At 56.0% G+C, this 22,807-nt stretch carries 21 protein-coding genes; 13 read left to right on the top strand and 8 right to left on the bottom strand.

Going from position 1 to position 22,807, the window contains the following annotated elements:
* The first annotated feature begins 25 nt into the window (after nucleotides 1-25).
* On the top strand, nucleotides 26-766 hold the full coding sequence (locus MUN86_RS01290; protein WP_245120849.1) for a hypothetical protein: 741 nt from the start codon (nucleotides 26-28) through the stop codon (nucleotides 764-766).
* 339 nt (nucleotides 767-1,105) lie between these two features.
* On the opposite strand, the gene arfB is transcribed toward MUN86_RS01290, so the two are convergent.
* The 3 genes from arfB to MUN86_RS01275 form a co-directional block, all read right to left on the bottom strand.
* The gene (gene arfB, locus MUN86_RS01285; protein WP_245120847.1) at nucleotides 1,106-1,513 is read right to left on the bottom strand and encodes an alternative ribosome rescue aminoacyl-tRNA hydrolase ArfB; all 408 of its coding nucleotides are present in this window, start codon (nucleotides 1,511-1,513) and stop codon (nucleotides 1,106-1,108) included.
* Between the two features lie 215 nt (nucleotides 1,514-1,728).
* A complete protein-coding gene (locus MUN86_RS01280) occupies nucleotides 1,729-2,469 on the bottom strand; it encodes a ferritin-like domain-containing protein (RefSeq protein ID WP_245120845.1) in 741 nt (246 codons plus the stop codon).
* Nucleotides 2,470-2,544: 75 nt separating this feature from the next.
* Complete coding sequence (locus MUN86_RS01275) at nucleotides 2,545-2,976, bottom strand: hypothetical protein (protein WP_245120843.1); 432 nt, start codon at nucleotides 2,974-2,976, stop codon at nucleotides 2,545-2,547.
* A 164-nt stretch (nucleotides 2,977-3,140) separates the two neighbouring features.
* Between MUN86_RS01275 and MUN86_RS01270 the strand changes: the two genes are divergently transcribed.
* The 4 genes from MUN86_RS01270 (at nucleotide 3,141) to MUN86_RS01255 (ending at nucleotide 8,979) form a co-directional block, all read left to right on the top strand.
* Nucleotides 3,141-5,195, top strand: coding sequence for a M13 family metallopeptidase (locus MUN86_RS01270; RefSeq protein ID WP_245120841.1), 2,055 nt, complete (start codon nucleotides 3,141-3,143; stop codon nucleotides 5,193-5,195).
* Nucleotides 5,196-5,199: 4 nt separating this feature from the next.
* Entirely contained in the window at nucleotides 5,200-5,601 is a 402-nt protein-coding gene (locus tag MUN86_RS01265; RefSeq protein WP_245120839.1) for an ACT domain-containing protein, read from the top strand.
* Nucleotides 5,602-5,770: 169 nt separating this feature from the next.
* Nucleotides 5,771-7,540: a hypothetical protein gene (locus tag MUN86_RS01260; RefSeq protein ID WP_245120837.1), complete on the top strand. Its 1,770-nt coding sequence runs from the start codon at nucleotides 5,771-5,773 to the stop codon at nucleotides 7,538-7,540.
* A gap of 98 nt (nucleotides 7,541-7,638) precedes the next feature.
* Nucleotides 7,639-8,979 carry a phosphatase PAP2 family protein gene (locus MUN86_RS01255; protein WP_245120835.1) on the top strand — a complete coding sequence of 447 codons (1,341 nt, stop codon included), beginning with the start codon at nucleotides 7,639-7,641 and terminating at the stop codon, nucleotides 8,977-8,979.
* A 38-nt stretch (nucleotides 8,980-9,017) separates the two neighbouring features.
* Here MUN86_RS01255 and MUN86_RS01250 read toward each other — a convergent pair whose 3' ends face one another.
* Nucleotides 9,018-9,485 (bottom strand): nuclear transport factor 2 family protein, encoded by a 468-nt coding sequence (locus tag MUN86_RS01250; RefSeq protein WP_245120833.1) that lies wholly within the window; start codon nucleotides 9,483-9,485, stop codon nucleotides 9,018-9,020.
* 321 nt (nucleotides 9,486-9,806) lie between these two features.
* On the opposite strand from MUN86_RS01250, the gene MUN86_RS01245 reads away from it, so the two are divergent.
* On the top strand, nucleotides 9,807-10,514 hold the full coding sequence (locus tag MUN86_RS01245) for a head GIN domain-containing protein (RefSeq protein WP_245120831.1): 708 nt from the start codon (nucleotides 9,807-9,809) through the stop codon (nucleotides 10,512-10,514).
* A gap of 104 nt (nucleotides 10,515-10,618) precedes the next feature.
* Here MUN86_RS01245 and MUN86_RS01240 read toward each other — a convergent pair whose 3' ends face one another.
* Both MUN86_RS01240 and MUN86_RS01235 read right to left on the bottom strand, forming a co-directional pair.
* Nucleotides 10,619-12,388, bottom strand: a complete 1,770-nt coding sequence (locus MUN86_RS01240) for a PA14 domain-containing protein (RefSeq protein WP_245120829.1) — start codon at nucleotides 12,386-12,388, stop codon at nucleotides 10,619-10,621.
* A 290-nt stretch (nucleotides 12,389-12,678) separates the two neighbouring features.
* The gene (locus MUN86_RS01235; RefSeq protein WP_245120827.1) at nucleotides 12,679-13,251 is read right to left on the bottom strand and encodes a hypothetical protein; all 573 of its coding nucleotides are present in this window, start codon (nucleotides 13,249-13,251) and stop codon (nucleotides 12,679-12,681) included.
* Between the two features lie 159 nt (nucleotides 13,252-13,410).
* Here MUN86_RS01235 and MUN86_RS01230 point away from each other — a divergent pair, with 159 nt between their 5' ends.
* On the top strand, nucleotides 13,411-14,355 hold the full coding sequence (locus MUN86_RS01230) for a 3-oxoacyl-ACP synthase III family protein (protein ID WP_245120825.1): 945 nt from the start codon (nucleotides 13,411-13,413) through the stop codon (nucleotides 14,353-14,355).
* A 100-nt stretch (nucleotides 14,356-14,455) separates the two neighbouring features.
* The gene (locus tag MUN86_RS01225) at nucleotides 14,456-15,061 is read left to right on the top strand and encodes a DUF6992 family protein (protein ID WP_245120823.1); all 606 of its coding nucleotides are present in this window, start codon (nucleotides 14,456-14,458) and stop codon (nucleotides 15,059-15,061) included.
* Nucleotides 15,062-15,160: 99 nt separating this feature from the next.
* Here the strand turns inward: MUN86_RS01225 and MUN86_RS01220 are convergent, their stop codons facing one another.
* Nucleotides 15,161-17,170, bottom strand: coding sequence for a matrixin family metalloprotease (locus MUN86_RS01220; RefSeq protein ID WP_245120821.1), 2,010 nt, complete (start codon nucleotides 17,168-17,170; stop codon nucleotides 15,161-15,163).
* 330 nt (nucleotides 17,171-17,500) lie between these two features.
* Between MUN86_RS01220 and MUN86_RS01215 the strand changes: the two genes are divergently transcribed.
* From MUN86_RS01215 to MUN86_RS01200, 4 genes are read left to right on the top strand one after another with little or no spacing between them, the layout of a single operon-like run.
* Nucleotides 17,501-18,049, top strand: coding sequence for an RNA polymerase sigma factor (locus MUN86_RS01215; protein ID WP_245120819.1), 549 nt, complete (start codon nucleotides 17,501-17,503; stop codon nucleotides 18,047-18,049).
* Entirely contained in the window at nucleotides 18,046-18,744 is a 699-nt protein-coding gene (locus MUN86_RS01210) for a hypothetical protein (protein ID WP_245120817.1), read from the top strand. Before MUN86_RS01215 ends, MUN86_RS01210 begins: the two co-directional genes overlap by 4 nt.
* Nucleotides 18,741-19,682, top strand: a complete 942-nt coding sequence (locus MUN86_RS01205; protein ID WP_245120815.1) for a hypothetical protein — start codon at nucleotides 18,741-18,743, stop codon at nucleotides 19,680-19,682. The genes MUN86_RS01210 and MUN86_RS01205 overlap by 4 nt, the downstream gene beginning before the upstream one ends.
* Before the next feature lie 18 nt (nucleotides 19,683-19,700).
* Complete coding sequence (locus MUN86_RS01200; RefSeq protein WP_245120813.1) at nucleotides 19,701-20,444, top strand: hypothetical protein; 744 nt, start codon at nucleotides 19,701-19,703, stop codon at nucleotides 20,442-20,444.
* A 91-nt stretch (nucleotides 20,445-20,535) separates the two neighbouring features.
* On the opposite strand, the gene MUN86_RS01195 is transcribed toward MUN86_RS01200, so the two are convergent.
* Complete coding sequence (locus tag MUN86_RS01195; protein WP_245120811.1) at nucleotides 20,536-21,447, bottom strand: DUF72 domain-containing protein; 912 nt, start codon at nucleotides 21,445-21,447, stop codon at nucleotides 20,536-20,538.
* Between the two features lie 514 nt (nucleotides 21,448-21,961).
* On the opposite strand from MUN86_RS01195, the gene MUN86_RS01190 reads away from it, so the two are divergent.
* A complete protein-coding gene (locus MUN86_RS01190; protein ID WP_245120809.1) occupies nucleotides 21,962-22,789 on the top strand; it encodes a septal ring lytic transglycosylase RlpA family protein in 828 nt (275 codons plus the stop codon).
* Nucleotides 22,790-22,807 lie beyond the last annotated feature (18 nt).

Genomic DNA, 22,807 nt, shown 5'->3' with positions numbered 1-22,807 from the left:
CGTTTGTCGCCTTCAACGTTCTGGCATGCTGCTTTTCTTTTTTTCTGGTCGGTACCTTGTAAACCGATGGCTGCGGCTAGCGGAGCTAGCACTAGTTGGTAATCTGCTGGGTGGCTGCGCGGCTGTAGGGCGCTTACCCAACTTGGAGCCCGGCAATTACCAGTTCTTCCGCACCAACGACCCGGCTCTGGCTGCCACCATCGGCAGGGAAGGAACTGTGTATGTAGAGCAAAAACACGACTCTTTGGAGTTCCTCATGGAACCGCCAAACGGCAAGCCGCGTCGCTTTACCTATCCTTTGCACCGGGGGCAGCACGTCATTCTGCTGGACCGCAAGTTCGACCTCGACGTGTTTACGATTCCTTTCAAAGCGCGTCCGCCGCAGGGACCGGTACCGGTGCAGCTCAATACCAACTTCAACGCTGCTTTGTACTTCGGTCGCCGCCTCGATTTCTACCACGTCAATAGCCGACTCTTGCTGAACGGCCAGCAGCAACCACAAATCCGGACGGTAGGGCTCGGCTACGGCTTGTTCACGGGCCTGGGCTCCACTATTATCAATCCCGACGTCACCAACCAGCAAACCAAAGTAGCGGAGTATGAAGGCTTCGTGGTCCATGTTGGAGCAGCGGCTATCTACGATGCTCGCATCTTCAACCTTGGGCTGGCCATCGGGGCCGACCAGTTACTGGGCCCCGATGGACCTAACTGGATTTATCAACGCAAACCGTGGTTTGGAGTACTATTCGGACTAGACTTGAACTAGCATGTGTTGCTAGCTAAGCGTTGATAGTTAAATAGTTGGTTGTATTAATGTACAGCTGTACTACCGCCGCTGCCTTTACCAAAGTAACAGTCATGCTGAGCGCAGTCGAAGCATCTCGCGTGCTGACGCAGGCGTAGTAACGGTCATGCTGAGCTTGCCGAAGCATCTCGCTCGCGTCGTTGAATCGGCAATAAGGTTTACCACGCCAGCGAGATGCTTCGACTGCGCTCAGCATGACGTTCTGATTGTGCTGATAATGTCGGTGAGCACACCATAGGTTTCAACTCCTTAATACTGTGCTCAATAGAATGGATACTTTGGCAGCGGCAGGCAGATAAGCTAGAAATTCAACTTGCCGCGGTTGGCTTTTTTCTCGCCGTGCTTCTTTTTGGATTCCAGGCGCTGGCGGACCGCGCCTTTGCTTGGTTTGGTGGCTTTGCGGGGCTTGGGTTTGTGCAGCGCTTTGGTGAGCATATCGTGGAACTTGCGTAGCGCAATTTCACGGTTGCGCAACTGGCTCCGGTCTTCCTGAGCCACTACCAGTAACTCTCCTTCCGCCGTGAGTTTTGAGGCCAGCTTTTGTTGGAGCGTTTGTTTCTGCTCGTCAGAAAGCAACTCGGAGGCAGCCAGACGGAAGCGCAACTCCACGCGCGACTCCACTTTGTTCACGTTTTGACCGCCAGGCCCGCTGCTACGGCTGGTTTGAAACTCTAATTCGGGCAGAAAATCGGTGGCGGGAGGTAGCATTCTAGGGTGCGGGTATAGGTGCGCAAGAACGGAAGATAATAGAACACCAAGCACAGTTGAGACTGCACTCAGGCCCTGCAAGCCGCCACTTGGCAATTCAATAATGTAGGAGCCGAAATGTAACTGCTCTACTTGCGCAACAAAAAGCCCCGTCAGGAGCCCGACAATTAGGTGTCAGTCCCGACGAGGCTATACGTGCACGAAGGTTGGTTGCTTTACAGCTTGCCGTCCATCTTCTGCAATTCTTTGTACGTTTTCTGCGACTGAGCATACTGGCGTTCTACCTCCTGGCGCAGGGGACCGGTCAGGGTGTTGTCACTCAGAGCTTCTTCGTAGGCTTTGATGGCCCATTCCTCGCCGTAGATATTGGAACCAAGAATGGCTTTTTCGTCGGCGCCCGTTACGGCTGCTTTCGTGTCCATCCAAGCCCGGTAGAGTTTGCCTTTTGCAGTGGTACTACTTTCTTCGGTGCCATCCTGCTGGCGCAAAAACGTGTTGAGTTTGGTAGCGAACTTCTGGCTTTGACTTACAAGCTGCTTGTAATAGCCTTGTAGCTGCGTGTCCTGGCTTTCGTCTACGGCGCGCTGGTAGCCTTCAATCCGGTCGTTGACGAACAGCAACAACTCGTGCAACGTGGCAGCTTGCCCCGTGGATTTGGGCTTGCGGTTGCGCACAGCTAAGTAGCCGACGCCCGCTGCTAGTAGCGCTCCGCCCACTACTTTCTGCGTGGTGCTGAGCTTGTTGACTTTCGATAGGGCGCCAGTACCAGCCTCCTTAACAGATTTAGGTACTTCAATCTGGCTAATCATGTCGCCCATGCTTCCTTTGTTGAGCCACTGTTTGGCTTGATCGACAAAATTAGTGGCGCCGGTGTTTTTCGAGGCTTTACCCGAGGGCTGCTGGCTAGCGTTGACAGAATCGCGGCCGGCTGAAGATGATTGCTTAGGTTGTTTCATGATGAAGGCGCTTGAATAGGGTGATGTAAAACGTCTTGCCCTTACGCTATTCGGCTTCAGTGAGTTAGGTTGAGCTTATAAATGCTTCCAGAGCAACCAGCCCAGTAATCCGGCACGGGTGGTCCAGGCCAGAGTGCGGACCCAGTTGGTGCGCACCAGCCCGTCGATGGCCACGTAGTCGTAGCCGTGGGCGAGGCGATTGTGGAACGGCACGGATATAAAGAAGGTAGCCGCCCAAATTAGCAGTGCCAAGGCCAGCCCCCACCACACCGCCGCTCCCAACGCACGCCCCTGCCACGCCAGCCACACAGCTAACCCTAGTTCCAGCACCATGGGCGCCATTACCACCCAGCTGATGCGGCTGGAATGCTGCTGATGAAAGGCCACGAATTTTTCGGGAGCAACCTGCGCGAAGCTGGGATAATGCACCACTTGCACCGTCCAGATAAGGCCCGTGAGGTAGGCTGCCAGCCCGAAATTGAGAAGTAAGAGCAGTTTGAGCGACATAGTATGCAACCTAACGGGTGTTTTCTGTACCTGTTAGCGTTTTGTGGCTGATTCACCTGAACTACCTAGCTTATACGGTCCTGGTCTTGGTGACTCAGCGAAAACCTAGCTGGTCTGCCAAAGACCTGTTAGGTTACGGGTATGTTTGATTCAATTCCGATTCTATGAACACTCCTTCTCTGCGTCCTTGGCTGCTGGCCGCGCCGGCGCTCTTGCTTGCTTTGGCCGGCTGCCAATCGGGCACCAAATCCGGCTCCAACCAACCGGACCTGATTCAAGCCAACCTCGACACCACCGTGCGCCCCGGCGACGACTTTTTCAAGTACGCCAATGGCACTTGGCTGAAGAAGCACCCGATTCCGGCTTCGGAAAGTAGCTGGAGCATCGGCCAAGAAGTGCAAGGTGAGGTGTATGCCCGGCTGCGGGCGCTCAACGAGGAAGCCGCCAAAGCCAAAGCCGCTGCAGGTACCACCCAACAGAAAATCGGCGACTTCTGGGCCACGGGCATGGACTCGGTAACAGCTGACAAACAAGGCATTGCACCGCTCAAGCCAGAGCTAGACCGCCTGGCTGCCCTGCGCACCCCCGCCGATGTACAAGCCGCCATTGCCCGCCTGATTCCGCTGAACGTGAATGCCCTGATCGGCCCCTTTGTGTCGCAGGACAACAAGAACAGCGAGAAGATGGCGCTGTACTTGTACCAGGCAGGTTTGGGCTTGCCAAACCGCGACTACTACTTCAACAAAGACAAACGCACGGCTAACATCCGCAAGGAGTATGGCGGGCACGTAGCCAAAATGCTGGAACTGATGGGCGAAGATGCTGCTACCGCCCAGCGCCACAGTGCCCAGATTGTGAAGTTGGAAACCGCCCTAGCCGGCTCGTCGCGTAAGCTCGAAGCCCTGCGCGACCCGTATGCCAACTACAACAAGATGGCCGTAGCCGACCTCAACAAGCTCACGCCCGGCCTCGACTGGAAGGCGTGGCTCGCCCAGATGGAGCTGGGCAAAGTGGATTCAGTTATTGTCGGGCAGCCAGAGTTTTACCGCGAAGCGGGCCGCCTGTTGCGCACTACGCCCATCGAAGATTGGAAAGCATATCTGCAGTGGCAACTACTGCACACCTATGCCACTTACCTCAGCAAGCCCATCGACAACGAAAACTTCCGCTTCTATGGCACCGTGCTGCAAGGCCGCAAGGAGCAGCGCGCCCGCTGGAAGCGCGTGCTCGACGAAGAGGAAGACGCCATGGGCGAAGCTTTAGGCCAGTTGTTCGTGAAAGAGTATTTCTCGCCCGAAACCAAAGCCCGCTACGCCAAACTCACTGAAAACGTGGTGGGTGCTTTCCGCGAGCATATTCAGGCTCTGACCTGGATGAGCAACTCCACCAAGCAAAAAGCGCTGGTGAAGCTCACCAAAATCACCCCGAAAGTAGGCTACCCCGACAAGTGGAAAGACTACTCGACGCTGGAAATCAACCGCGACTCTTACGCGGCCAACATGATGCGCGCCAGCCAGTGGAAATACCGCTACGAACTCAACAAGCTCGGCAAGCCCGTAGACCGCACCGAGTGGGGTATGACCCCGCAGACCTACAATGCCTACTACAACCCTAGCAACAACGAAATCGTGTTGCCGGCTGCCATCTTCGCTATTCCCGGCTTACAGGATGCCAACGCCGACGACGCCATCATCTACGGCTACGCCGGGGCTTCCACCATCGGGCACGAACTGACGCACGGCTTCGACGACGAAGGCAGCCAGTTCGATGAGAAAGGCAACCTGCGCAACTGGTGGAGCAAGAAAGACCGGGCCGCCTTCCAGCAGCGCGTCAACCAGATAGTGCGCCAATTCAACGGCTACACCGTACTGGATTCGTTGCATATCAATGGCAAAGCCACGGCTGGCGAAAACATTGCCGACCTCGGCGGCATTGTCATTGCCTTTGATGCTTTTAAGAAAACCGACCAATACAAGAAAGGCGAAAAGATTGGCGGCCTCACGCCCACGCAGCGCTACTTCCTCGGTTACGCTCTCGGTTGGCAGGGCCACCAGCGCGACGAAGTATTGGCGCAACGCATTCTGACGGATGTGCACTCGCCGGCCAGCTACCGTGTGAACGGTCCTTTTGCCGACGTGCCTGCTTTCTACGAGGCGTTCAACGTGAAACCTGGCGACAAGCTCTACCGCCCCGATTCTGCTCGCGTCACGATTTGGTAGCCTTATGCATCTAACACCCGGCGAAACCAACCTGGATGCGCTGCTCCGCACCATGGAGCCCGTATTGCACCCCGAGGTATACGTGTTCTGCACGGTACCACCGGGTCACTTGCTGTTGCAGCTTACGCCCATAGCTACGTTTCGCGAAGCAGAAGGGCTGACACTTATTGTGTTGGCCACCGAGGCAGCACAGGCGGGTTTGGCGGCGGTGTATCCTTGCCGCTGGATTACGCTCAACGTGCATTCCAGTCTGGAAGCCGTAGGTTTTTTGGCGCGCATCACTGGCCTGCTCGCTGCGCATGGTATTAGCGTCAATCCCTTATCGGGCTACTACCACGACCACCTGTTTGTGCCAGCAGGCCGTGCCGAAGAAGTGATGCGGCTCCTTGGCGAGCTGCGCGGATAGCGTCCAGTATAGTATCAGAAAAGCCGCTTTCCTGCGAAGGGAGCGGCTTTTCAGTTTATGCCGCTTTCCTTGGAGGAAACGATGGTGAAACGTCGACAGGGAAGTACAGGATGCCATGCTGCCCACAATGCCATAGACTTGACCTCCACCCCTGGTTTCTGCTCGCGCCATGAAAAGAAGTTTTCTCCTGCTTGTTCCTAGTCTACTCTTCAGCCTGAGCACCACTTGGGCGCAGCAAGTACCAAGCGGCCACCAAACCACCCAGGCCATCCGGCCAGCACCGCTGCCAGCTACTATCCTGATTCCGGCGTCGAATTTTTTGCAGGAGATACCCAAGGGCAACACCATTGCCGATGCCGATGCGCTGCAAGCACCGTGGCTGTTCAACAATACGGCGCTGGTACTGAAATCGGAAACCAACTTGATGACCCAGATAGCGGTAACCGAGCTGGGCACCTACCACTTGTACGTGCGAGGCCAGGGCCAAAAAGGCACGGGCTTCAAGGTGGCCGTAAACGACAAGGCAACAACTGCTACCTTCGGGCAGGGGCCGCTGAGTTGGCAGACAGGGGGTTCGTTTGAATTGCAGCCGGGTATCGTCAATCTCAAGATAACCCGCATCGACAGCGGCCCGGCTTTTGATTTGCTGGTACTCAGCAAAACCCCGAACCTACGCGAAGACGACGTACGACCTTATCAGCTACCCGACGACGTAAAGCTGCTCAAGGACTACAAGATACCGCCTTCCAATGCCGTGAAATTCGGGGATGTAACCGGCGACGGCAAAACCGATTTTATGGTGCTGGAGCCCAACTTCTCGGCCCACGTTTTCGACAACGACGGTAAGGAGCTGTGGAATTACCAAGCACCCACCGAGTACACTAAAGAGCGCTCGGAGTTTGAAGCGCCCGGCCTCGTATGGGACTTCGACCGGGACGGCAAGGCAGAAGTGGTGCACTGGCGGCAGCTGGAGGGCCAGGAGTACTTGGTGATAGCCGATGGCCGTACCGGCAAAATCAAGCGCAAAACCTTGTGGCCTACGCAGCCCCTGCCCCACGTCTACAACAACTTTCGGCTGGCCATTGGCAAGCTGCACAAAGATGGCCCCAACGACGTGGTGGTGTTCACCGACATGGGCGGCACCATTGCTATCTGCGCGTACACGCCCGACCTCAAGCAACTCTGGAAGCACACCGAAACCCGCAAAAAAGACAACCTCGGCCATTACGTCTACCCCGTTGATTTAAATGCCGATGGTCTCGACGAGGTGTTGGTGGGCACCCTGCTACTCGACAGCAACGGCCAGAAGATATGGGACCGGTTCGACTTGCTACCCGACAACCACGACCACGCCGACAGCTACAAATTCGGCGATGTAAACAACGATGGCAAGCTCGACATCGTGACGGCCAACAGCGAAACGGGTGTGTTTGTGTACGAAGCCATGACGGGTAAGATCATCTGGCAGAACACGGCCGAGCACAGCCAGCAACTAGCTGTGGGCAATTTCCTAAAGAATGTGCCTGGTCCGCAGGTGGTTATTGGCGGGCGCACCTACGGCAACCGGGCTATTGGCGAGCCGTACTTGTCCAGCCAGCTCTACTGGTTCGACAACCAAGGCAGCCTGCTTAAGAAGTGGCCCGGCAACCCCATCAACGGCAACCCCGATTTCGTGCGCGGCAACTGGCGCGGCGACGGGTCTATGCAGCTATTCTGGCACAAATTCCGCATTAATGACGCTGGTACTGGCGAGTTGTATTTCCCGGACCCGGTGTTTCACATGTTTGATTTTATGGGCCAAGGCGCCGAGGAAGTTATAACCCTGAGTCGGGGCCGCCTCCAAGTATATGGCAGCCGCCAAGCCCAACACAGCAACCAAGACGCCAAGAAAAACCGGGACTATCTAAAAAGCACCGTCGTTAATCACACGCATTATTGAGGTTTCGTCCTACACCATCACATATTTATGTGATGCCTCTGACGGATAATAACTTACCACCTCATGCTACCTTCAGGTAAAGCAAACACCTAAGACGCATGAAGGCTAAGCTATTCGTTTTTGTGTTCTGCTGGCTGCTAGCTACGCAGGGCATTGCCCAACAGGAACCCGGTGCGGGGGAATGGAAAACGTGGGTGATTCCATCGGGGGCGGCGTACCGGCTGCCACCGCCACCATCGGCAAAGGCTACCCGAGCCGAGGCACAACGCTTACAGGCCTTAACACAGCAGCGTGACTCAGCCGATATCCAACTGATTCGGTACTGGAGTGCGGGCGCGCCGGGTTACCGCTGGCAAGCTATTATCGACAACCTAACGACTGACTTAGGAACACTAGCGCGCACCAAGCTGCTCGTCAACGTTGCTATCTATGATGCTACGGTGGCAGCCTGGGACAGCAAGTACGCCTACCGGCGCCCCCGGCCGACCACCAAGAACCCACAATTAGCTGCCTACCTGCCCAATCCCGACAACCCCTCCTATCCTTCGGAGCACGCGGTGGCAGCCAGCGCGGCGGCCGAAGTGCTAGCCTATTTGTTTCCAGCTAAAGCCGATTCGCTCCGGCAACTAGCCGAGGATGCGGGCCGCTCACGACTATTAGCGGGCGTGGCGTACCCGAGCGACGTAGAGGCGGGCACGGCGCTAGGGCGGCACGTGGCCGCTGCCGTCATAGCCTATGCCAAAACGGATAGCTGCGACACTGTCTGGAAAGGCACTATGCCCACGCAAGCCGGCCTCTGGCACGACAAACGAACCCCTATGGGCGCTGCTTGGGGCAACCGCCGGCCATTTATCTTGACCTCGGGCCGACAGTTCCGACCGGGCCCACCGCCAGACCCGGCGGCCGGCATGAAAGAATTAAAGGAATTCAAACGCACACCCGAAGCTATTTTTCGCACATTTTATTGGGCTGCCAACACCTATTGGGGCGAGGAAACCGACCGAAAGCTGTTTGAAAACAACCTCTATCTTAATGCACCTCGGGCGGCGCGGGTGTATGCCTTAACAAGCATCGCCACCTACGACGCCAGCATCGCCTGCTGGGACGCCAAGTACACGTATTGGTGTATTCGGCCTTACCAGTATGATTCCACTTTCGCAATCACGCTGCCCGGCACTCCTCCCCATCCGAGCTACCCCTCCGGCCACGCCACTATTTCCAACGCCCGCGCGACAGTGCTGAGTTATTTATTTCCTGAAGACCGAAAGCTGTTTCAGCAGAAAGCCAAGGAAGCCGCCGAATCGCGCTTTGAGGCCGGCATTCACTTCCGCATCGACAACACGGTGGGACTGGAAATGGGCGAAAAAGTAGGCCTTGAGGTAGTGAAACGAGCCCGCCAAGACGGGGCCGATGCACCACCTAAGTTGGCCAAGCGCTAAGCAGGAGTCTGGGCTACTTGTTCTCAGCTATCCGCTGATTAGCCAGCGTTGGCCCTGTATTTAGCCAGGCTTTCGGCAGCTGATCTGCGCACCTTATTCTGCAGCCAACCCGACCAACCGAGCAGCCACCCGATGAGCCCTAGGGCCTGCCGCGACCAGCGCCAGAAGCTAAACTTGTCGTGATGCGTGCGAATGAGTCCGTCTTGGAAAGTGAAGCTGGCTTGGATATGGTTATGCACTGGGCGGCCGGTTTGGGAGAACGTGTAGTGCGCGTCCCAAGTGGCGCTACCCTGCTGGTCGTCGGCCTGAATGTCGTTGTAGGCGAGCCGCAGATCCTTGCCCCGTTCGCAGAGCATGCGCCACATCTTGCCAATAGCGGGGCCCTGCAGTTGAAAAGCAGCGTCTTCGAAGGTAGCTTCGGGATGGTAGCAAGCGGCCATACCCGCATGGTCGCGGCGCTGAAAAGCTTGGTAGAAACGGTGCAGAAGCTGTTCGTTTGCGTGCATGGCGAAGGTGGGAAAGCAGTTGAAGCTCGGCTATCATCAGATACCTAAAGCTGCACAAAAAATGCCCATCAGAGTAGGGCGCAGGCGTTGAACTAAAAAATGGCGGGGCTTATGACCACTTGAAACTCAATTGCTCGCAGCAAAAAGGCTGCTTTGTTCGGCTAGTTGTTCAGCAACACCGAAATAGCAGTTATTAAGCAGCAACCAGTAGTGCTTCGGGTTTTATTTTCAATGGTTTCCGGTGCCAGGCAACGGTTACGAACAAGCATCCATCTTTCTATTTATATACCCCATTTCTAACAACCACTTGCCATGAAGACTATGCATTCTTTACTATCTCCTGTTTTTGCCGGCGCGCTGTTGCTGTCGGGTTTTGTGGCCACGGCAGCCCGCGAAACGCGCCAGGTAGCCAGCTTCAATCAGGTAACCTTGGCAGGTTCGGCCACGGTGATACTCGTGCAGGGCAGCCCCCAGAAGGTGGTAGTAGATGCCGAAAACGAGGACCTCGCCCATCTCGAAACCACCGTCAGCGGCGACAAGCTACGCATCGGCACCAAACAAGAAAGTGGCATGAACTGGTCTAATTACCGCTTCAAAGGCCCCGTGACCGTGTATGTGACGGTACCTTCCATCAGCGCCCTGACAGTGAGCGGCTCCGGCAAAATGAAGGTCGATGACGGCGTCAAAGCCAAAGACCTGAACCTAAGTGTAAGCGGCTCCGGGCACATGGAATTGGGCCAGGTGCAAGCCGACGAGCTGGAAACCGCCATATCAGGCTCCGGCGACATTATGATAAACGGTGGCTCAGTACCGCGCCAGGCTGTTCGAATCAGCGGCTCGGGTGGTATGCAAGCCGCCAAGCTACGCACTGAAAGATGCAACGTGCGCATCAGTGGTTCCGGGAACTGCCGCGTAAATGCCACTGAAACACTGGAAGCTAGCATAGCTGGCTCCGGCAATGTGTATGTAACCGGCGGCGCTAAAGTCAGCAGCTCTACTGCTGGTAGCGGCCGCGTACGCCAGCAATAAGCAGTAGGTATAAAGCTGAAAAGAGGGGAGGCTCGGGACACGCGGTTTGCGCTACCCGAACCTCCCCTCTTTTTTCTAGGAGAAACTAGCTAATAGCTAACTTCTTACTCGACCACGACCTTTTGCGTGCCAGTTCCATTAGCGGTTATCAGACGCAACATGTACATGCCTACGGGCAGGTATTCTGTTGTTATCGGCACCTCCTGTTCCAAGGCGCTAGGTACTGGCTTTTCAAACAAAACACGGCCAAGTACATCCACCATCTGAAGTTTGCCAGAATCTGGCTGGCTTTGGGTGATGTGCACCTTGAAAGTGCCATTGTTTGGGTTAGGAGCAACCGACAGCGAATGCGAGTTCTTCTGACCTGGCTTTACCGATTGCGGTATAGGGCTAACCGCCGAGCAGTAGGCCGAAGCTGGAACCACTTGCCGGGCAATATTAGCCGTAGTGCTGGCGTACTCTAAAACCAGCACGTTGCTGCCAATACCTTCGCCGTAATGGATTTGAATATCGTGGTAGCCTGCAGCCAGCGTAACCGTAGCCGATTCGGTTAAGGCACTGTGCTGACCGCTGTTATTAATCAGGGCATCCGCATTGACGGGAGTAGCTTGCACAGCCGGGGTATCGAGCCAGAGGCGGGCTCCGTCATCGGCGGTCAGATAGAGCGTGTACGTGCCAGCCGTTGGGATAAGAATGCGGCCCCGGAATCGGGCGCTGTACATGTCTGGGTTGTCGATCGAGCCACTGGAAGTCAAAGCCAAGTTGCCCCAACGGTCGTCGTCACTGAAATTCAGTTGTGTATCTACCCGCGTCAGCTTTGGTGTGTTAGTGGTAAAGAAGGCAGGGTTGTCGTTGAAGTAGCCAGCGTAATACTCGGCAAAGATGCCGCTAGTGGCCGGGCCACCATCAGGGCGAGTTCCCGTGCAATTCAGTGGCGCTGCCGCTGCTACAGTGAACGTATAGGCACTACGGAAAGTAGCTGCTCCTTGCGCGTTAACCACCGCCACCTCAGCCTCGTAAACACCTACCGGCACAGTGGAAGCCAAGCTGAGCTGCCCAGTTGTTGCATTGATGGTGATGCCGTTTGGTAGGCTGCTCGTGTTAGCCAGAACAAATTGTGGAGTGCTGACGCTCGTAACCGTTGGAACCACAGAAGTACCACTATTGCCAACCAGCACTGTTTGGAAAGCTGGGGCATAAGCCAGCGCTGACGGCTGAACAATAGCGGGTTGAATGGAAGTACAGAACTCGGTTGAGGGTACTACTTGCCGTACTATTCCAGCCGCAGCACTTTCATACTCCAGTATCAACGAATTTTCGTTGATCAGGTCGCCGTAGTGAACCAGCACGTTGTGCAAGCCAGCCGTGAGGTAAACCGATGCTTGTATGGTGCGCTCCGAGTGGTCGCCGCCGTTATCAATGGTGGCTTGGCCTGGGGAAGGATTGGTGCTAAGCGCCGCGTTGTCGAGCCATAAGTAAGCAGCGTCGTCAGCGGTCAGGTAGAACGTATAAACACCGGTGGTGGCAATGCGCAAGCTACCCCGTTGGCGCAAGCTAAAGTTGTCGGGGTTGGTAGCGCTGCCATCTGCCGTGGGAAGCAGGTTGCCGAAAGGCGACGTGGATCCAAAATACACGTTAGGGTCAACCCGGGTAATGCCAGCAGTAGTAGTGGCAAAGTAGGTCTGGTCGTTGGCGAAGTATCCCCGGTAATACTGTGCGTACAAGCCGTTGGTAGCTGGGCTACCGCCCGGATCATTGCCTGTGCAGGCTGTTGGCTGGGCCAGAACTTCAAGATTTGGCCATACCCCTAACAGTCCAATAAACAGCAATAATAGTCTGGAACGTGTTAAATAAGAAGTAAAAAGTGTTGACATAAAGGTGAGCTAAAAGTGTGGGACTGCAGACAAGGGCAACAAACTGAAAAAGCCAATATTTTGTTGCACAATATTTATCTAATTTATAATAAATCAATATGCCGATAAAATAGAAGCTGTGATAGTTATAAATCAACTATCGAGCCTAATAGCTGATTTACCCCAGCAAGTCTTTATAAATTAATGATGTATTAAAATTTTACAACGAATTCACTTAGTGCACAACATCCCCTTCAGGCGCATTGCCTTAGAAAAATTAAATAAATATTTTTTTCTAAACCAGCTGAAAACTACCAGTCGAACAGGCCCCGCCCCTTGTTTGCCCCCTTTTTTCGCTTCTCCTTTTTCTTGTCGTTGTCCCCATCAAACAACCCATTGAAAAGCCCTGTCTTCTTCTCTTTTATGAGGATGTACCGCACCGATATGCCGGTAGCAAAACGGGCCCAATCCTTTGAGTTAAACTCAATGGTTGGCTTGAAGTCGGCGGCGACAACAAAACGAGTTAGCGCAATCTTATATTCCAATCCGGCAATACCATCGACGCCACCAAAAGCACCCGTGTCCTTGTTGTTGCCCACGTGTCCTCCGGCACCGAAGTAGTAGTTGAGACTTGGGCCGAGCAAGCCAAAGTGCTGTTCGGCCAACACTGTACCCGTCACCTCGCGCGTACCCGCTAGCAATAAGCCTTCGAGGGTAGTTTTGGGCAGAATCTTTTGCTGCACCGTGAGACCATAGAGGCCGGAGCTAAACCGCAAGCCTGCGGCCGTACGATATTTTTGAGCGAGTGATGGACAGGCAGTGCCAAAGGTTAGCAAAGCAAACAGCAACAGGCGCTGTTGGAACGTAGAAAAACGAAACATCATAATCTTGTAACGAGAGTACAGGAACTCCCCTCCTATTTCGGCGTTGAACGCAAAAACACCATGCAAAGTACGGGCCGCTTCATTGTTTGGGGTCCACTAGTCCGGACAGAGTCTCGTACCTTGCAGCTGTTTTTGCCTAACTCCCGACCGTTTCCCTCTGTGTATATTCATCAGGTGGCAGCCTATCTGCCCGACTACGTAGTAACCAACGAGCATTTCACCCGTTTGAACGGTCTTGCCTCTGAGTGGATCATTGAGCGCACCGGCATTCGGGAACGGCGCAAAGCTGGTCAGGGCGAAAACACAAACACCATGGCCATCGAGGCCACGCGCCGGGCCCTTGCGCAAGCCCCCGACTTTGCGGCCACCATCGACCTGATTGTGGGGGCCACTTATACACCCCACGATACCATTTACACCCTTGCTCACGCTGTGCAGCGCGATTTGGGTATCAACGAAATTCCGGTAGTTAGCATTTCCTCGGCGTGCTCTTCACTGCTGAATGCCATTGAAATAGTAGAAGGCTACTTTGCCCTAGGCAAAGCGTCGAGGGCGGTGGTAGTGGTAAGTGAGCACAACACCGCCTACAACAACGAGCAGGACACCATGGCGGGCCACTTGTGGGGCGACGGGGCCGCTACGTTGCTCATCAGCAAAGAGCGCCTCAGTCCCGACGACCTGCGCGTGGTGGAAGTGGTGACCGGTGGCGCCGCCGTAGTAGGCAAAGCCGACGAATCAGTAACGCTGAAGCCGGTGGAAAAAGGCATCGTGATGCCCCACGGCCGCGACGTATTCACGCACGCCTGCACCTACATGGCTCGCGTAACGGCGCAGCTCTTGGAGCGGCAGCAACTCACCGTTGACGACGTGGCGTTCCTGATTCCGCACCAAGCCAATTTACGCATCACCAAAAACGTGCTCAAGCAATTAGGCATGCCCGATGAGCGGGCGGTATCCAACATCGAGCAGCTCGGCAACACCGGTTGTGCCGGCGCCGCCATCGGCCTAGGCGACACTTGGAACCAGTTGCGTCAAGGCAGCCGAGTGGTTATTACAGTGTTCGGCGGTGGCTACTCCTACGGCGCTATGCTGTTGGAACGGTAAGCCTCAGCGCCACTTAGTGGTTCAGGCTACGCGCATGGCAGTAAACAAACGCGGCGAAGCTGCGCTTTCAGGGTGTAGCCTTTATTCCCAAATAACTGCTATGCCTTTCTTGCTACGCCTGCTCCTGCTTTCCGTTCTAACCTTTCCCGCGGCAGCGCAGCAGACCTTGCCTGCGGCGCTACCTGAGTACAACGCCCAGCGCACCCTCCTCGATCAGCGCGGCATGCGGGTACTTGGCGCGTGGGCCGTTGGCAATGTAGGTATAAGCGGGGCTCGCGCTTTCGCTACCGACGGCCCCGAGAAATACTTTCATCAGATGAACGTGGGCTGGGGCGTAGTGAACTTAGCACTTGCTGGCTCGGCGCTAGTTTCAGCCCGGCATACCACGCTGCCAACTGACAGAGCAAGCACAGCAAAAGCCCAGCTACACACCGAAAACCTTTACCTTCTCAATACCGGTCTCGACGTGGCCTACGTAGCCACGGGCTTCTATTTGAAAGAACGCGCCCGCAGCCGCTCCACCCAACGTCAGCAAGACCGCCTTACGGGCTACGGCCGCTCTTTGCTGCTGCAAGGAGGCTTCCTTTTCGCTTTCGATGGGCTTATGTTCGCAGCCCATCATGCACACGGAAAAAGCGGTTTATATCCGTTGCTGAGCCACGTACAAGCTGGCCCGAACGCTATAGCCTTTGTGGTGAAACTTTGACTTAGTGAACTAGCGACTTAAGGCGCTTGAAGTTCTGCTGTGCTACCTGCGCCGCTAAAACCTCAAGCTCTTTAAGCCGATAAGTTACCATCTTACTTCCTACTCAGCCCGCAGAAACGGCAGGTTGGATTCTTTGCCCTCAGGCGTACGCAAGCGGACTACGTACCAGCCAGGGCGCAGGGATTCTGTCGGGATGGCTAAGAAGTTGAGGCCTGGCTGATAATCAATCCCAATAAGACTGTGTTGCCGGCCGATGGCATCAACAATGGAAACACGCAGGCGCCCCGCCGCTGTGGCGGGATACTGTAAGCGGAGCCCAGTAGCACCAGCTGGGTTAGGAAATAGCTGAGGCCGACCGGCCGTAGCAGCGTCGCCGTAGGCGGCCAATGGAGCTGCCGTATCGAAGACACCATTAGGCCGACGCAGACGCAGGCGGTAGTACCGTAACCCGGTCTGCGGGTCGGTATCGACGTAGCGGTACGTGTTGCCGTTGCGTGGGACGGTGGCCAGGGTTTGCCAGGCAGTGGTGTCAAACGACACAGAACGCTCAACCACAAAGTTTTGCAGGAAACACTCGTCTTGGGTGGTCCAGGCTAGAGCAATGCCGTCGGTGCCCGTGGTGGCCGCGAGGCTGGTGAGGGGAGCAGGCAGCATGGGGAGCGGGCCGCAGCTCTGCGTCACGAAGCTACGGCTACGGAGCACCAGGCGCCCACCAGTTATATCATCAGTACTAATGGCGCGGCTGGTTTGTCCGCGGGCTACGGCATAGTGCATCACAGCGCGCGGCAAAATCACGTGGGAAAGCTGATGAGCGTGCCCTAGCTCGTGCACAACCACCGTCTCGAAATCCAGCTGAGTTGCGCCAGCCGCTGCTGGGCCATACTGCCAGTTGGTGCCGCTATCAAATTGCATGTCAATTTCTTTTACAGAAAAAGCGATGGTACCGTCGGGCTGGAAGCAGCCTTGATAATAGCTGGTTGTGCGGCCCAATACGTTGACGGGCAGTTCTGTTCCCTCATCAAACCCGACACTGTTCTCGCTGTCTTCTTTGGCGCCCCGTTCGGTTCGGGTGGCGGCATCTACATCCCAGTTCACCCCGCTTTGGCAGCGCCAGGTGGCCAAGGCATTTCGGAAGGCGGTTACTGCTCGGGGGTTGGCCACCAAACCAGGTTCAAAGCGAAAAGCATAGCCTCCGCGCCCGTTCTGGCTGAGGTGGCTGGGGCGTATTACCTGGCTGGAATCGTTGGCGGCCAGCACGTTGCTAATGGCGTAGGGAATGGTAACGGTGGTCAGGCTGGTGGTAACAAGCCGGTCGTTGCTGGTGACCCGTACGGGGCCACTGCCCGCCGGACTGCGAGTACCGCCGCTGGTCTGGCTTACAGAAGGCACCCGCACCTGAATACGAGTATCCGACCAACTCACGTAGTCGGTGACGCGGGGCTTTACGTACGAGCTACCGCCATTGTCGGCGTTGCGGAACTCCACGAACCCGGTACCGCGCGCGGGCCCAAAGCCTGAGCCTGTGATGGTCAGCACGGCACCCGTACCGGCGGGTATAGTGGTTGGGCTCAGGCTGGAGATAACCGGGGCCTGCCCGCGGGCGAGTACCGGGGGGGCCAGTTGCCGCGCCACTGCCGTAGTTAGTGCTGGGTTGGGCTGCACTACGCGACGGGTTTGGCCGGTGGCATCCGTCAGCGTCTGATAGAAATCTTCGTCGATCAAGCCATATTTCCGAAATGGTTCGGCGGCAGTGGCGTCGCTTAAATCATACCCGATAAATCCTTGCTGACTGCCATAGGCGGCCCAGGCAGTGCCTGCGCTTTCGGTACCCGGAAACGAGGCGGGCGTCAGAAAAAGGATGCCTTGCTGGCCGGGCTGCAGGGCAAGCGTATTGGTAAGGTCTTGCCGGGTCAGGTCCACGATACCGCCTTCGGTTAGCACGGTCACGGTAGCGGGGGCCGTACCTTTGAGCGCGCTAAAAACGCGAAACTGATGGGCCGTATAGATACGCTGGTGGCTGCTGTCCCAGAAGCTGCGGCTGGCCGTTACCTCTCCTTCCACCACCAGCGTCGCCTGGGTTGCCCGCTGGGCCGGGTCGAGTGCTACCAAGAGGCAGTGCGTTTCGGGGGGGCAGTGGAGTTTTGGGCGGAAGCCGACCCCATCAGAAACAGAGAGATAAAGAAACCGGCAGAGAAACGAAAGCGCATAGGATATTACCACTAGAGGGACTGCTCAAGATACGGGATTTGACGGGTTGCGGACGGCTCTACCCGCCCGCAATTTGCACAAGTTGCCCGTTGCTGGCACAGCTATTGACTTGAAGCGAAAATCAGACGTCGGAAAGTCTTCCACCTAGCAGACTTGTGCTTCGTCGGCTTTTTTTCTGCTTGCGCCAACCTTTGCCGGGCTTGGATTCCCTTTAGGACAAATAACTGCTCCGTGACTTCGCTTCCTGCGTCCAACACTTCTGAAGAACAACAACTGCTGACTGGCTGCCTTGCGCAAGACCGCCAGGCGCAGTATCAGTTGTATCAGCGTTATAAGACGGCCATGTTTTCGTGTGCGCTGCGCATTCTCGGCGGCGACCATGATCTGGCACAGGATGCGTTGCAGGATGCCTTCGTGGATGTGTTTCGGCAGTTGGCCAGCTTCCGGCAACAGTCCACGCTCGGCGCCTGGATTAAAACTATTGTTGTGCGGCGGGCTTTGGCAACGCTCCGGCGCGAACAGCGCATGGAGGTCTACGACCCCGAGCGCCACCCCGAGCCGCTAGTGCCTTGGCACGACCAGCTAACTGGCCAAGCGCTGGAAAAAGCCATCGACGAGCTACCCGCGGGCTACCGCGCCGTATTCTGCCTGATCGAGGTGGAAGGCTACTTGCACCGCGAAGTAGCCGAGATGCTTGGCATATCGGAGGGCACGACCAAGTCGCAGCTCTTTCACGCCAAGCGGATGCTCAAAATCAAACTTCATCACCTGTACTTATGAACCAGACCCCCGACCTGCCTGAAGAAGGGCACCAACACCTGCGGCGGGCGCTGAACGAATTGCCCACCCACGAGCCTGCCCCCGCCACTTGGTCCCGCATCGAAGCCCAATTGGCGGCCGACGAAGCCATACACCGTACCCTGCCCCAACTGCCTACGCATGCCCCCGATGATGCCGTATGGGCCGCCATTGCCGGCCGCCTCGATCAGCTTCAGACGGAACCAACGCCCTTCACTTCGGCACCAACCACCCCCGGCGTAGTTCGGCAGTTGTGGCCAGCCAAGCACCTGCGCTTTGTAGCTAGCGTGGCCGCGGCCATTCTGGTACTGGTGCTGGCGTGGTGGCAGTTCCCTACTTCCTACGACGCTGCTGCTCCCCGCGAAACCATCACCTACACCGAAGAAACCGTGGAAAGCCCTGAGGCTACGCTGCCTGTACAGAGTACCGCCGATCCGCTGGGCCGAGAAGGAGTAGCTTTTATTGACGCGCATTGCACCTCGTTGCCCACCGTTTGCCAGTCGGGCGAGTTCAAGGAATTACGCACGCAACTCACGGAACTGGAAACCGAGGAGCTACGCCTGCAAAAAGCCGCGCAGCGCTTGGGCGCTACGCCGGAGCTGGTTCGCAACCAAGTGCGGGTTACTACACTCAAAGCGGCCGTTACCCGGGAGCTTATTCAACTCCTAATCTCATGAGTGCTGTGCTTTTGAACATAGGGAAGCCGCGCCGCTGGGGCGAGGGCCTGCTGCTGATGCTGCTTTACCTGGCGGTGCTCAGCAGCGCCCAGGCACAGCGCAAGGTGCAGGTGCTTACGCGCACCATCGAGCAGACGCTACCCTGCCCGACGGGTACGCTCGTTCGCATCCGAGCCGAAAAAGCCACCTTGAAAGTGCAGGGCTGGGATAAGCCGAGCGTGCAGGTGGTACTTCGCCTGAGCGCCCGCCACCCCGAGCGCGCCATAGCCGAACGGGAGTTGCCTGCAGTCCGCTACCAGATAGCCAAGAAAGGCAACACCATCGACCTGGTCAATTACTTCGCAGTGCCCGTCAATGCCCCACCTGTCCGCAGCGACTTGCGCGCCGAGTACATCGTGATGATGCCCGCCGCCAACTCCCTGGAAATAGTAAATGCCTACGGCCGCACCGAGCTAATTGACTTGACCGGCCGCCAAACACTGGTGCAGGACTTCGGCGAAATCAAGCTGCAAGACTTGCGGGGCAGTTTGGAAGCCACGATTCGCTACACCGAGCTAACGAGCACCAACTTCAACGGCGCGTTTGTGTGCCGCGCCGATAAGTCGGCGGTGCAGCTAACGGGTGCCGGGGGTACTTATGCCATTAGCAACGCCTACGGTAGCGTTGTATTCGAGCCCAACGACGAGTTGAAAAGCGCCTTTGTTGACGCAACCCGCACCGAAGTGACGATTGGTGTACCGCAGTTGTCGCAGTACAATTACAACTTGGGCAGCAGCCAAGGCAAGTTGGTGATTCCGGCTAGCTACACTTCTAAGCGTACGCTCACGGGTCGTAACACCCTACAAGTCACCAACGATGCTAAGCTGCCGCTTATCCGCGTCAATACTTCCTACGCTCCTATCACGCTCCAGACCCAACCGCTCCTCATCCAACGCTGATTGCTCTGTTGCTGCTCTATGAATCAACCCTCTGTTTCCAGCCTGCCCGCCCTACGTGCGCTCCTGCTTGGCTTGCTTATTTCGATAAGCTTGCCGCGGCTAGCAGCTGCCCAAACCGCGCCCGATACCACCCGCGTGCGGTACAGCGAGGAAACTGTTGCCACACCCGATTCGTCGCGCACCACTGCGTTAGGGCAAACGTACAGTGCCCTAACGCGCCTGCAAATAGAGGAACGCGTTCTTTGGAAAATCGGACTCAACAATTACACATCCGACAACAATTTCGACACGGGCCGGCGCTACTACCGCTACGGCTTGTACCTGATTTATGAGCGAAAGCTGCGCGACGATATATCCATAATGGCAGAACTCAGCCCAGACTTCACTCGCTACCGGCGGGTTGACGGGTTGAAATTTCGCCAAGGCTTTAGCGTTCGGTCACAGCTGGCTGGGCGCTACTACTACAACCTGAATCAGCGTATTCGCAAAGGCAAAAACGCCAGCAATTTCTCGGCTAACTACCTCTCCGTAGCCCTTGGAAACGGCTTTGGCCGCCGCTCCCACGAAACCACTTACTACTTCTACACTTTCAGCAAGCCTTTCATACGCGCCGATTTATCTGCCTTTTATGGTTTGCAGCGTCGGCTAGGTCAGTATGGATTTGTTGATTTCAACGTAGGTTTTTCAACCAGATTAGCCCCACGAGTTTACGATTTCTCTCCCAGTGGCACCTTCCGCATCGGCTTGGCACTAGGTTGGTAGCCTTCAGCTTGCCAAATGCAGCTTCGACTTTAGCTTAGAACCAGAAAAGCCAGTTCTCCTCCGGTGAGGAGAGGAACTGGCTTTTCTGGTTCTAAAAGAGGCTTCCTTGCACTGGCTGCGGAATAATACGGGGCGCGGGCACCGTGATACCGGACAAGGCGTGAAGCTTCTCTAGAAAATATTGGGTCCAGAGGGGCGTGTGCATGATGTCTTTCTGGTGCACAAAGAAATACACTGTCTGCAAGCCTTGCTGTAGCCACTGAGCAATGCGCGCCGCCCAAATATCAGCGCGCTGATAGTCGGAGCTGATGAGGCCGTGACCATTGAAGCGAATGAAAGCGGACGGAGTAGTCAGGCGCATCGCCAGCACATCGCGGCGGCCCGCCACATCCGATAACACCAACGTTTTATTGAGCGCCTCGAGCATGGCCGCCACGGCAGCAAAGGCCACTTTATCGGTGTACCAGCCTTGATGACGCAGTTCCACGGCCAAGGGTATATCACTCGGGAAGTCGAGCAGATAGCGCTCCAGTCGGCTTAGGTGCTCGGGGCCAAACGTGGGCGGCAGTTGTAAAAAGCACCACCCTAACCGCTCATTCAGCTCCCGAATGGAACGGCAAAAGCTGATAGTTAAGTCGTCGACATTGTAGAGTGCCCGGTCGTGGCTGATGACCTGGGGCAGCTTAGGGCAAAAGCGGAAGTCGGTAGGCACTGCATCGCGCCACTTGCGCACGGTGGGCGCATCCGGAATGCGGTAGTGGGTGGTGTTCAGTTCTAGACTATTGAATTGCCGGGCATAGTGGTGTAGGTAATCGGCGTCGCGGATACCGGCCGGGAAATACGAGCCCAGCCATGCCTTGTTGGTCCAGATGGGGCAGCCAATAAATAGCTGGGGAGCAACAGACGTAGCCGCGGCGCGGGCTAGCACCCCCGCTGTATCGGGATGATCAGGAGGCAGGCGAAAGTCTACGTAGCGTAGGTCGGAAAGGCGGCCAAAATCCATGCAGCAAATTACGGCGAAATGAACTGGCAGGCTAGCAAGGCCGCGCAAAAGACAAATGAACGGACAGTATTTATAACCCCTCAAGATACCTCCTGCTCCAGTAGAACCACCCTGTCGACAGACCACTCGCACTGCCTATTAACGGTTGAGCTAGAACAGGCGGTTTTTGCATAGCTCCTCAGTTAGCGCAAGCAGACTGCTTCTACTATCCTTATGAAAATTCCGTGACTTATGCAAGCAGTTTGAAATCACGAAACCGACCAACTTGCCAAATTTTTTTCACCGGCAGATAATCTCATTTCTTAGAGAGCAATCCTAATGTCTATTAATAGTGCAAAATGCGGCTTAGGTAAACACAAAGCCATATTCACCACCATCATATCTAATAAGTTAAATGCAAGTTTTATTATAAAAACACAATTATACTCCCATTAGCAGGCTAGCGCAACTAAGGGATATGGTGTTAGTTTGAAAGACCCTGCTAGATTTGTTTTGTTCACATCACAGCGTATCGATGAATTTGACCTTACGACTGAGTGCTTCGAGCTTCCTAGCGGTTTTGTACTTTTCGGCTTTATCCTTTTTCGTTTCGGAGGCTCACGCCATGCGTCCCGGCTTCGAAGATGACAAGAATCCTGCCCTTGCGGCACGTCGTGCCGCGGTGCTTCGGGGCCGCGCCTCCTGGTACGGTAGAGACCACCAGGGCATGCGCACCAGTAGCGGCGAGCGGTTCGACCGTAACAAGTTTACTTGTGCACACAAGACCTTGCCCTTCGGCACGAAGCTGCGCGTTACCAATCCTGCAACGCAAGCTTCGGTGGTAGTTCGGGTTTCCGACCGGGGGCCATTTCGGCACCAGCGCATCCTCGACCTTTCCGAGATTGCAGCCCGCCCCCTTGGTATAGTAGATCAGGGGGCTGTATCGGTGCTGGCGGAAATAGTCCCCGACGATACGCCCCTAGGCCCTACTAACGCACCCGCCGACTTGGCGCTGTTAGCCGATGATCCATCTATCACCACGGAGGCTGGCTTACACACCGATATTCGTACCGGCGCTACCGAGGCCGACGATATAGCTATCCTTCCCGAACCTGCTGCCACCTACGTAGTACAGGCCGGCACCTTCGGCGACGTCCGCAATGCCCAAGCCATGATGAACCGCATTCAAGGTCTCGACCCGAAGCTGCTGGTTACGACGGTAGCTACCAACACCGCCGATGGCAAGACGCTGAACCGCGTGGTGGTTGGCCGCTTTGCCACCCCAGCAGAAGCCAAGGCCGTTTGCCAACGCCTTGTCAAGGTTGGCGTAACGGGCATTGTACGTCAAGGCGAGAACCTGTAGCAACCCCTACCCTACTTC

It is taken from the genome of Hymenobacter volaticus (genome assembly GCF_022921055.1).
GTDB classification, from domain to species: domain Bacteria; phylum Bacteroidota; class Bacteroidia; order Cytophagales; family Hymenobacteraceae; genus Hymenobacter; species Hymenobacter volaticus.
This window is presented reverse-complemented; position numbering and strand designations above follow the sequence as displayed.

Coding starts and splice junctions, on each gene's coding strand:
- MUN86_RS01265 (WP_245120839.1), top strand. CDS start 5,200: ATGCATCTAACACCCGGCGAAACCAACCTGGATGCGCTGCTCCGCACC.
- MUN86_RS01225 (WP_245120823.1), top strand. CDS start 14,456: ATGCCTTTCTTGCTACGCCTGCTCCTGCTTTCCGTTCTAACCTTTCCC.
- MUN86_RS01205 (WP_245120815.1), top strand. CDS start 18,741: ATGAGTGCTGTGCTTTTGAACATAGGGAAGCCGCGCCGCTGGGGCGAG.
- MUN86_RS01270 (WP_245120841.1), top strand. CDS start 3,141: ATGAACACTCCTTCTCTGCGTCCTTGGCTGCTGGCCGCGCCGGCGCTC.
- MUN86_RS01240 (WP_245120829.1), bottom strand. CDS start 12,388: ATGTCAACACTTTTTACTTCTTATTTAACACGTTCCAGACTATTATTG.
- MUN86_RS01190 (WP_245120809.1), top strand. CDS start 21,962: ATGAATTTGACCTTACGACTGAGTGCTTCGAGCTTCCTAGCGGTTTTG.
- MUN86_RS01275 (WP_245120843.1), bottom strand. CDS start 2,976: ATGTCGCTCAAACTGCTCTTACTTCTCAATTTCGGGCTGGCAGCCTAC.
- MUN86_RS01290 (WP_245120849.1), top strand. CDS start 26: ATGCTGCTTTTCTTTTTTTCTGGTCGGTACCTTGTAAACCGATGGCTG.
- MUN86_RS01255 (WP_245120835.1), top strand. CDS start 7,639: ATGAAGGCTAAGCTATTCGTTTTTGTGTTCTGCTGGCTGCTAGCTACG.
- MUN86_RS01235 (WP_245120827.1), bottom strand. CDS start 13,251: ATGATGTTTCGTTTTTCTACGTTCCAACAGCGCCTGTTGCTGTTTGCT.
- MUN86_RS01200 (WP_245120813.1), top strand. CDS start 19,701: ATGAATCAACCCTCTGTTTCCAGCCTGCCCGCCCTACGTGCGCTCCTG.
- arfB (WP_245120847.1), bottom strand. CDS start 1,513: ATGCTACCTCCCGCCACCGATTTTCTGCCCGAATTAGAGTTTCAAACC.
- MUN86_RS01245 (WP_245120831.1), top strand. CDS start 9,807: ATGCATTCTTTACTATCTCCTGTTTTTGCCGGCGCGCTGTTGCTGTCG.
- MUN86_RS01260 (WP_245120837.1), top strand. CDS start 5,771: ATGAAAAGAAGTTTTCTCCTGCTTGTTCCTAGTCTACTCTTCAGCCTG.
- MUN86_RS01250 (WP_245120833.1), bottom strand. CDS start 9,485: ATGCACGCAAACGAACAGCTTCTGCACCGTTTCTACCAAGCTTTTCAG.
- MUN86_RS01195 (WP_245120811.1), bottom strand. CDS start 21,447: ATGGATTTTGGCCGCCTTTCCGACCTACGCTACGTAGACTTTCGCCTG.
- MUN86_RS01280 (WP_245120845.1), bottom strand. CDS start 2,469: ATGAAACAACCTAAGCAATCATCTTCAGCCGGCCGCGATTCTGTCAAC.
- MUN86_RS01210 (WP_245120817.1), top strand. CDS start 18,046: ATGAACCAGACCCCCGACCTGCCTGAAGAAGGGCACCAACACCTGCGG.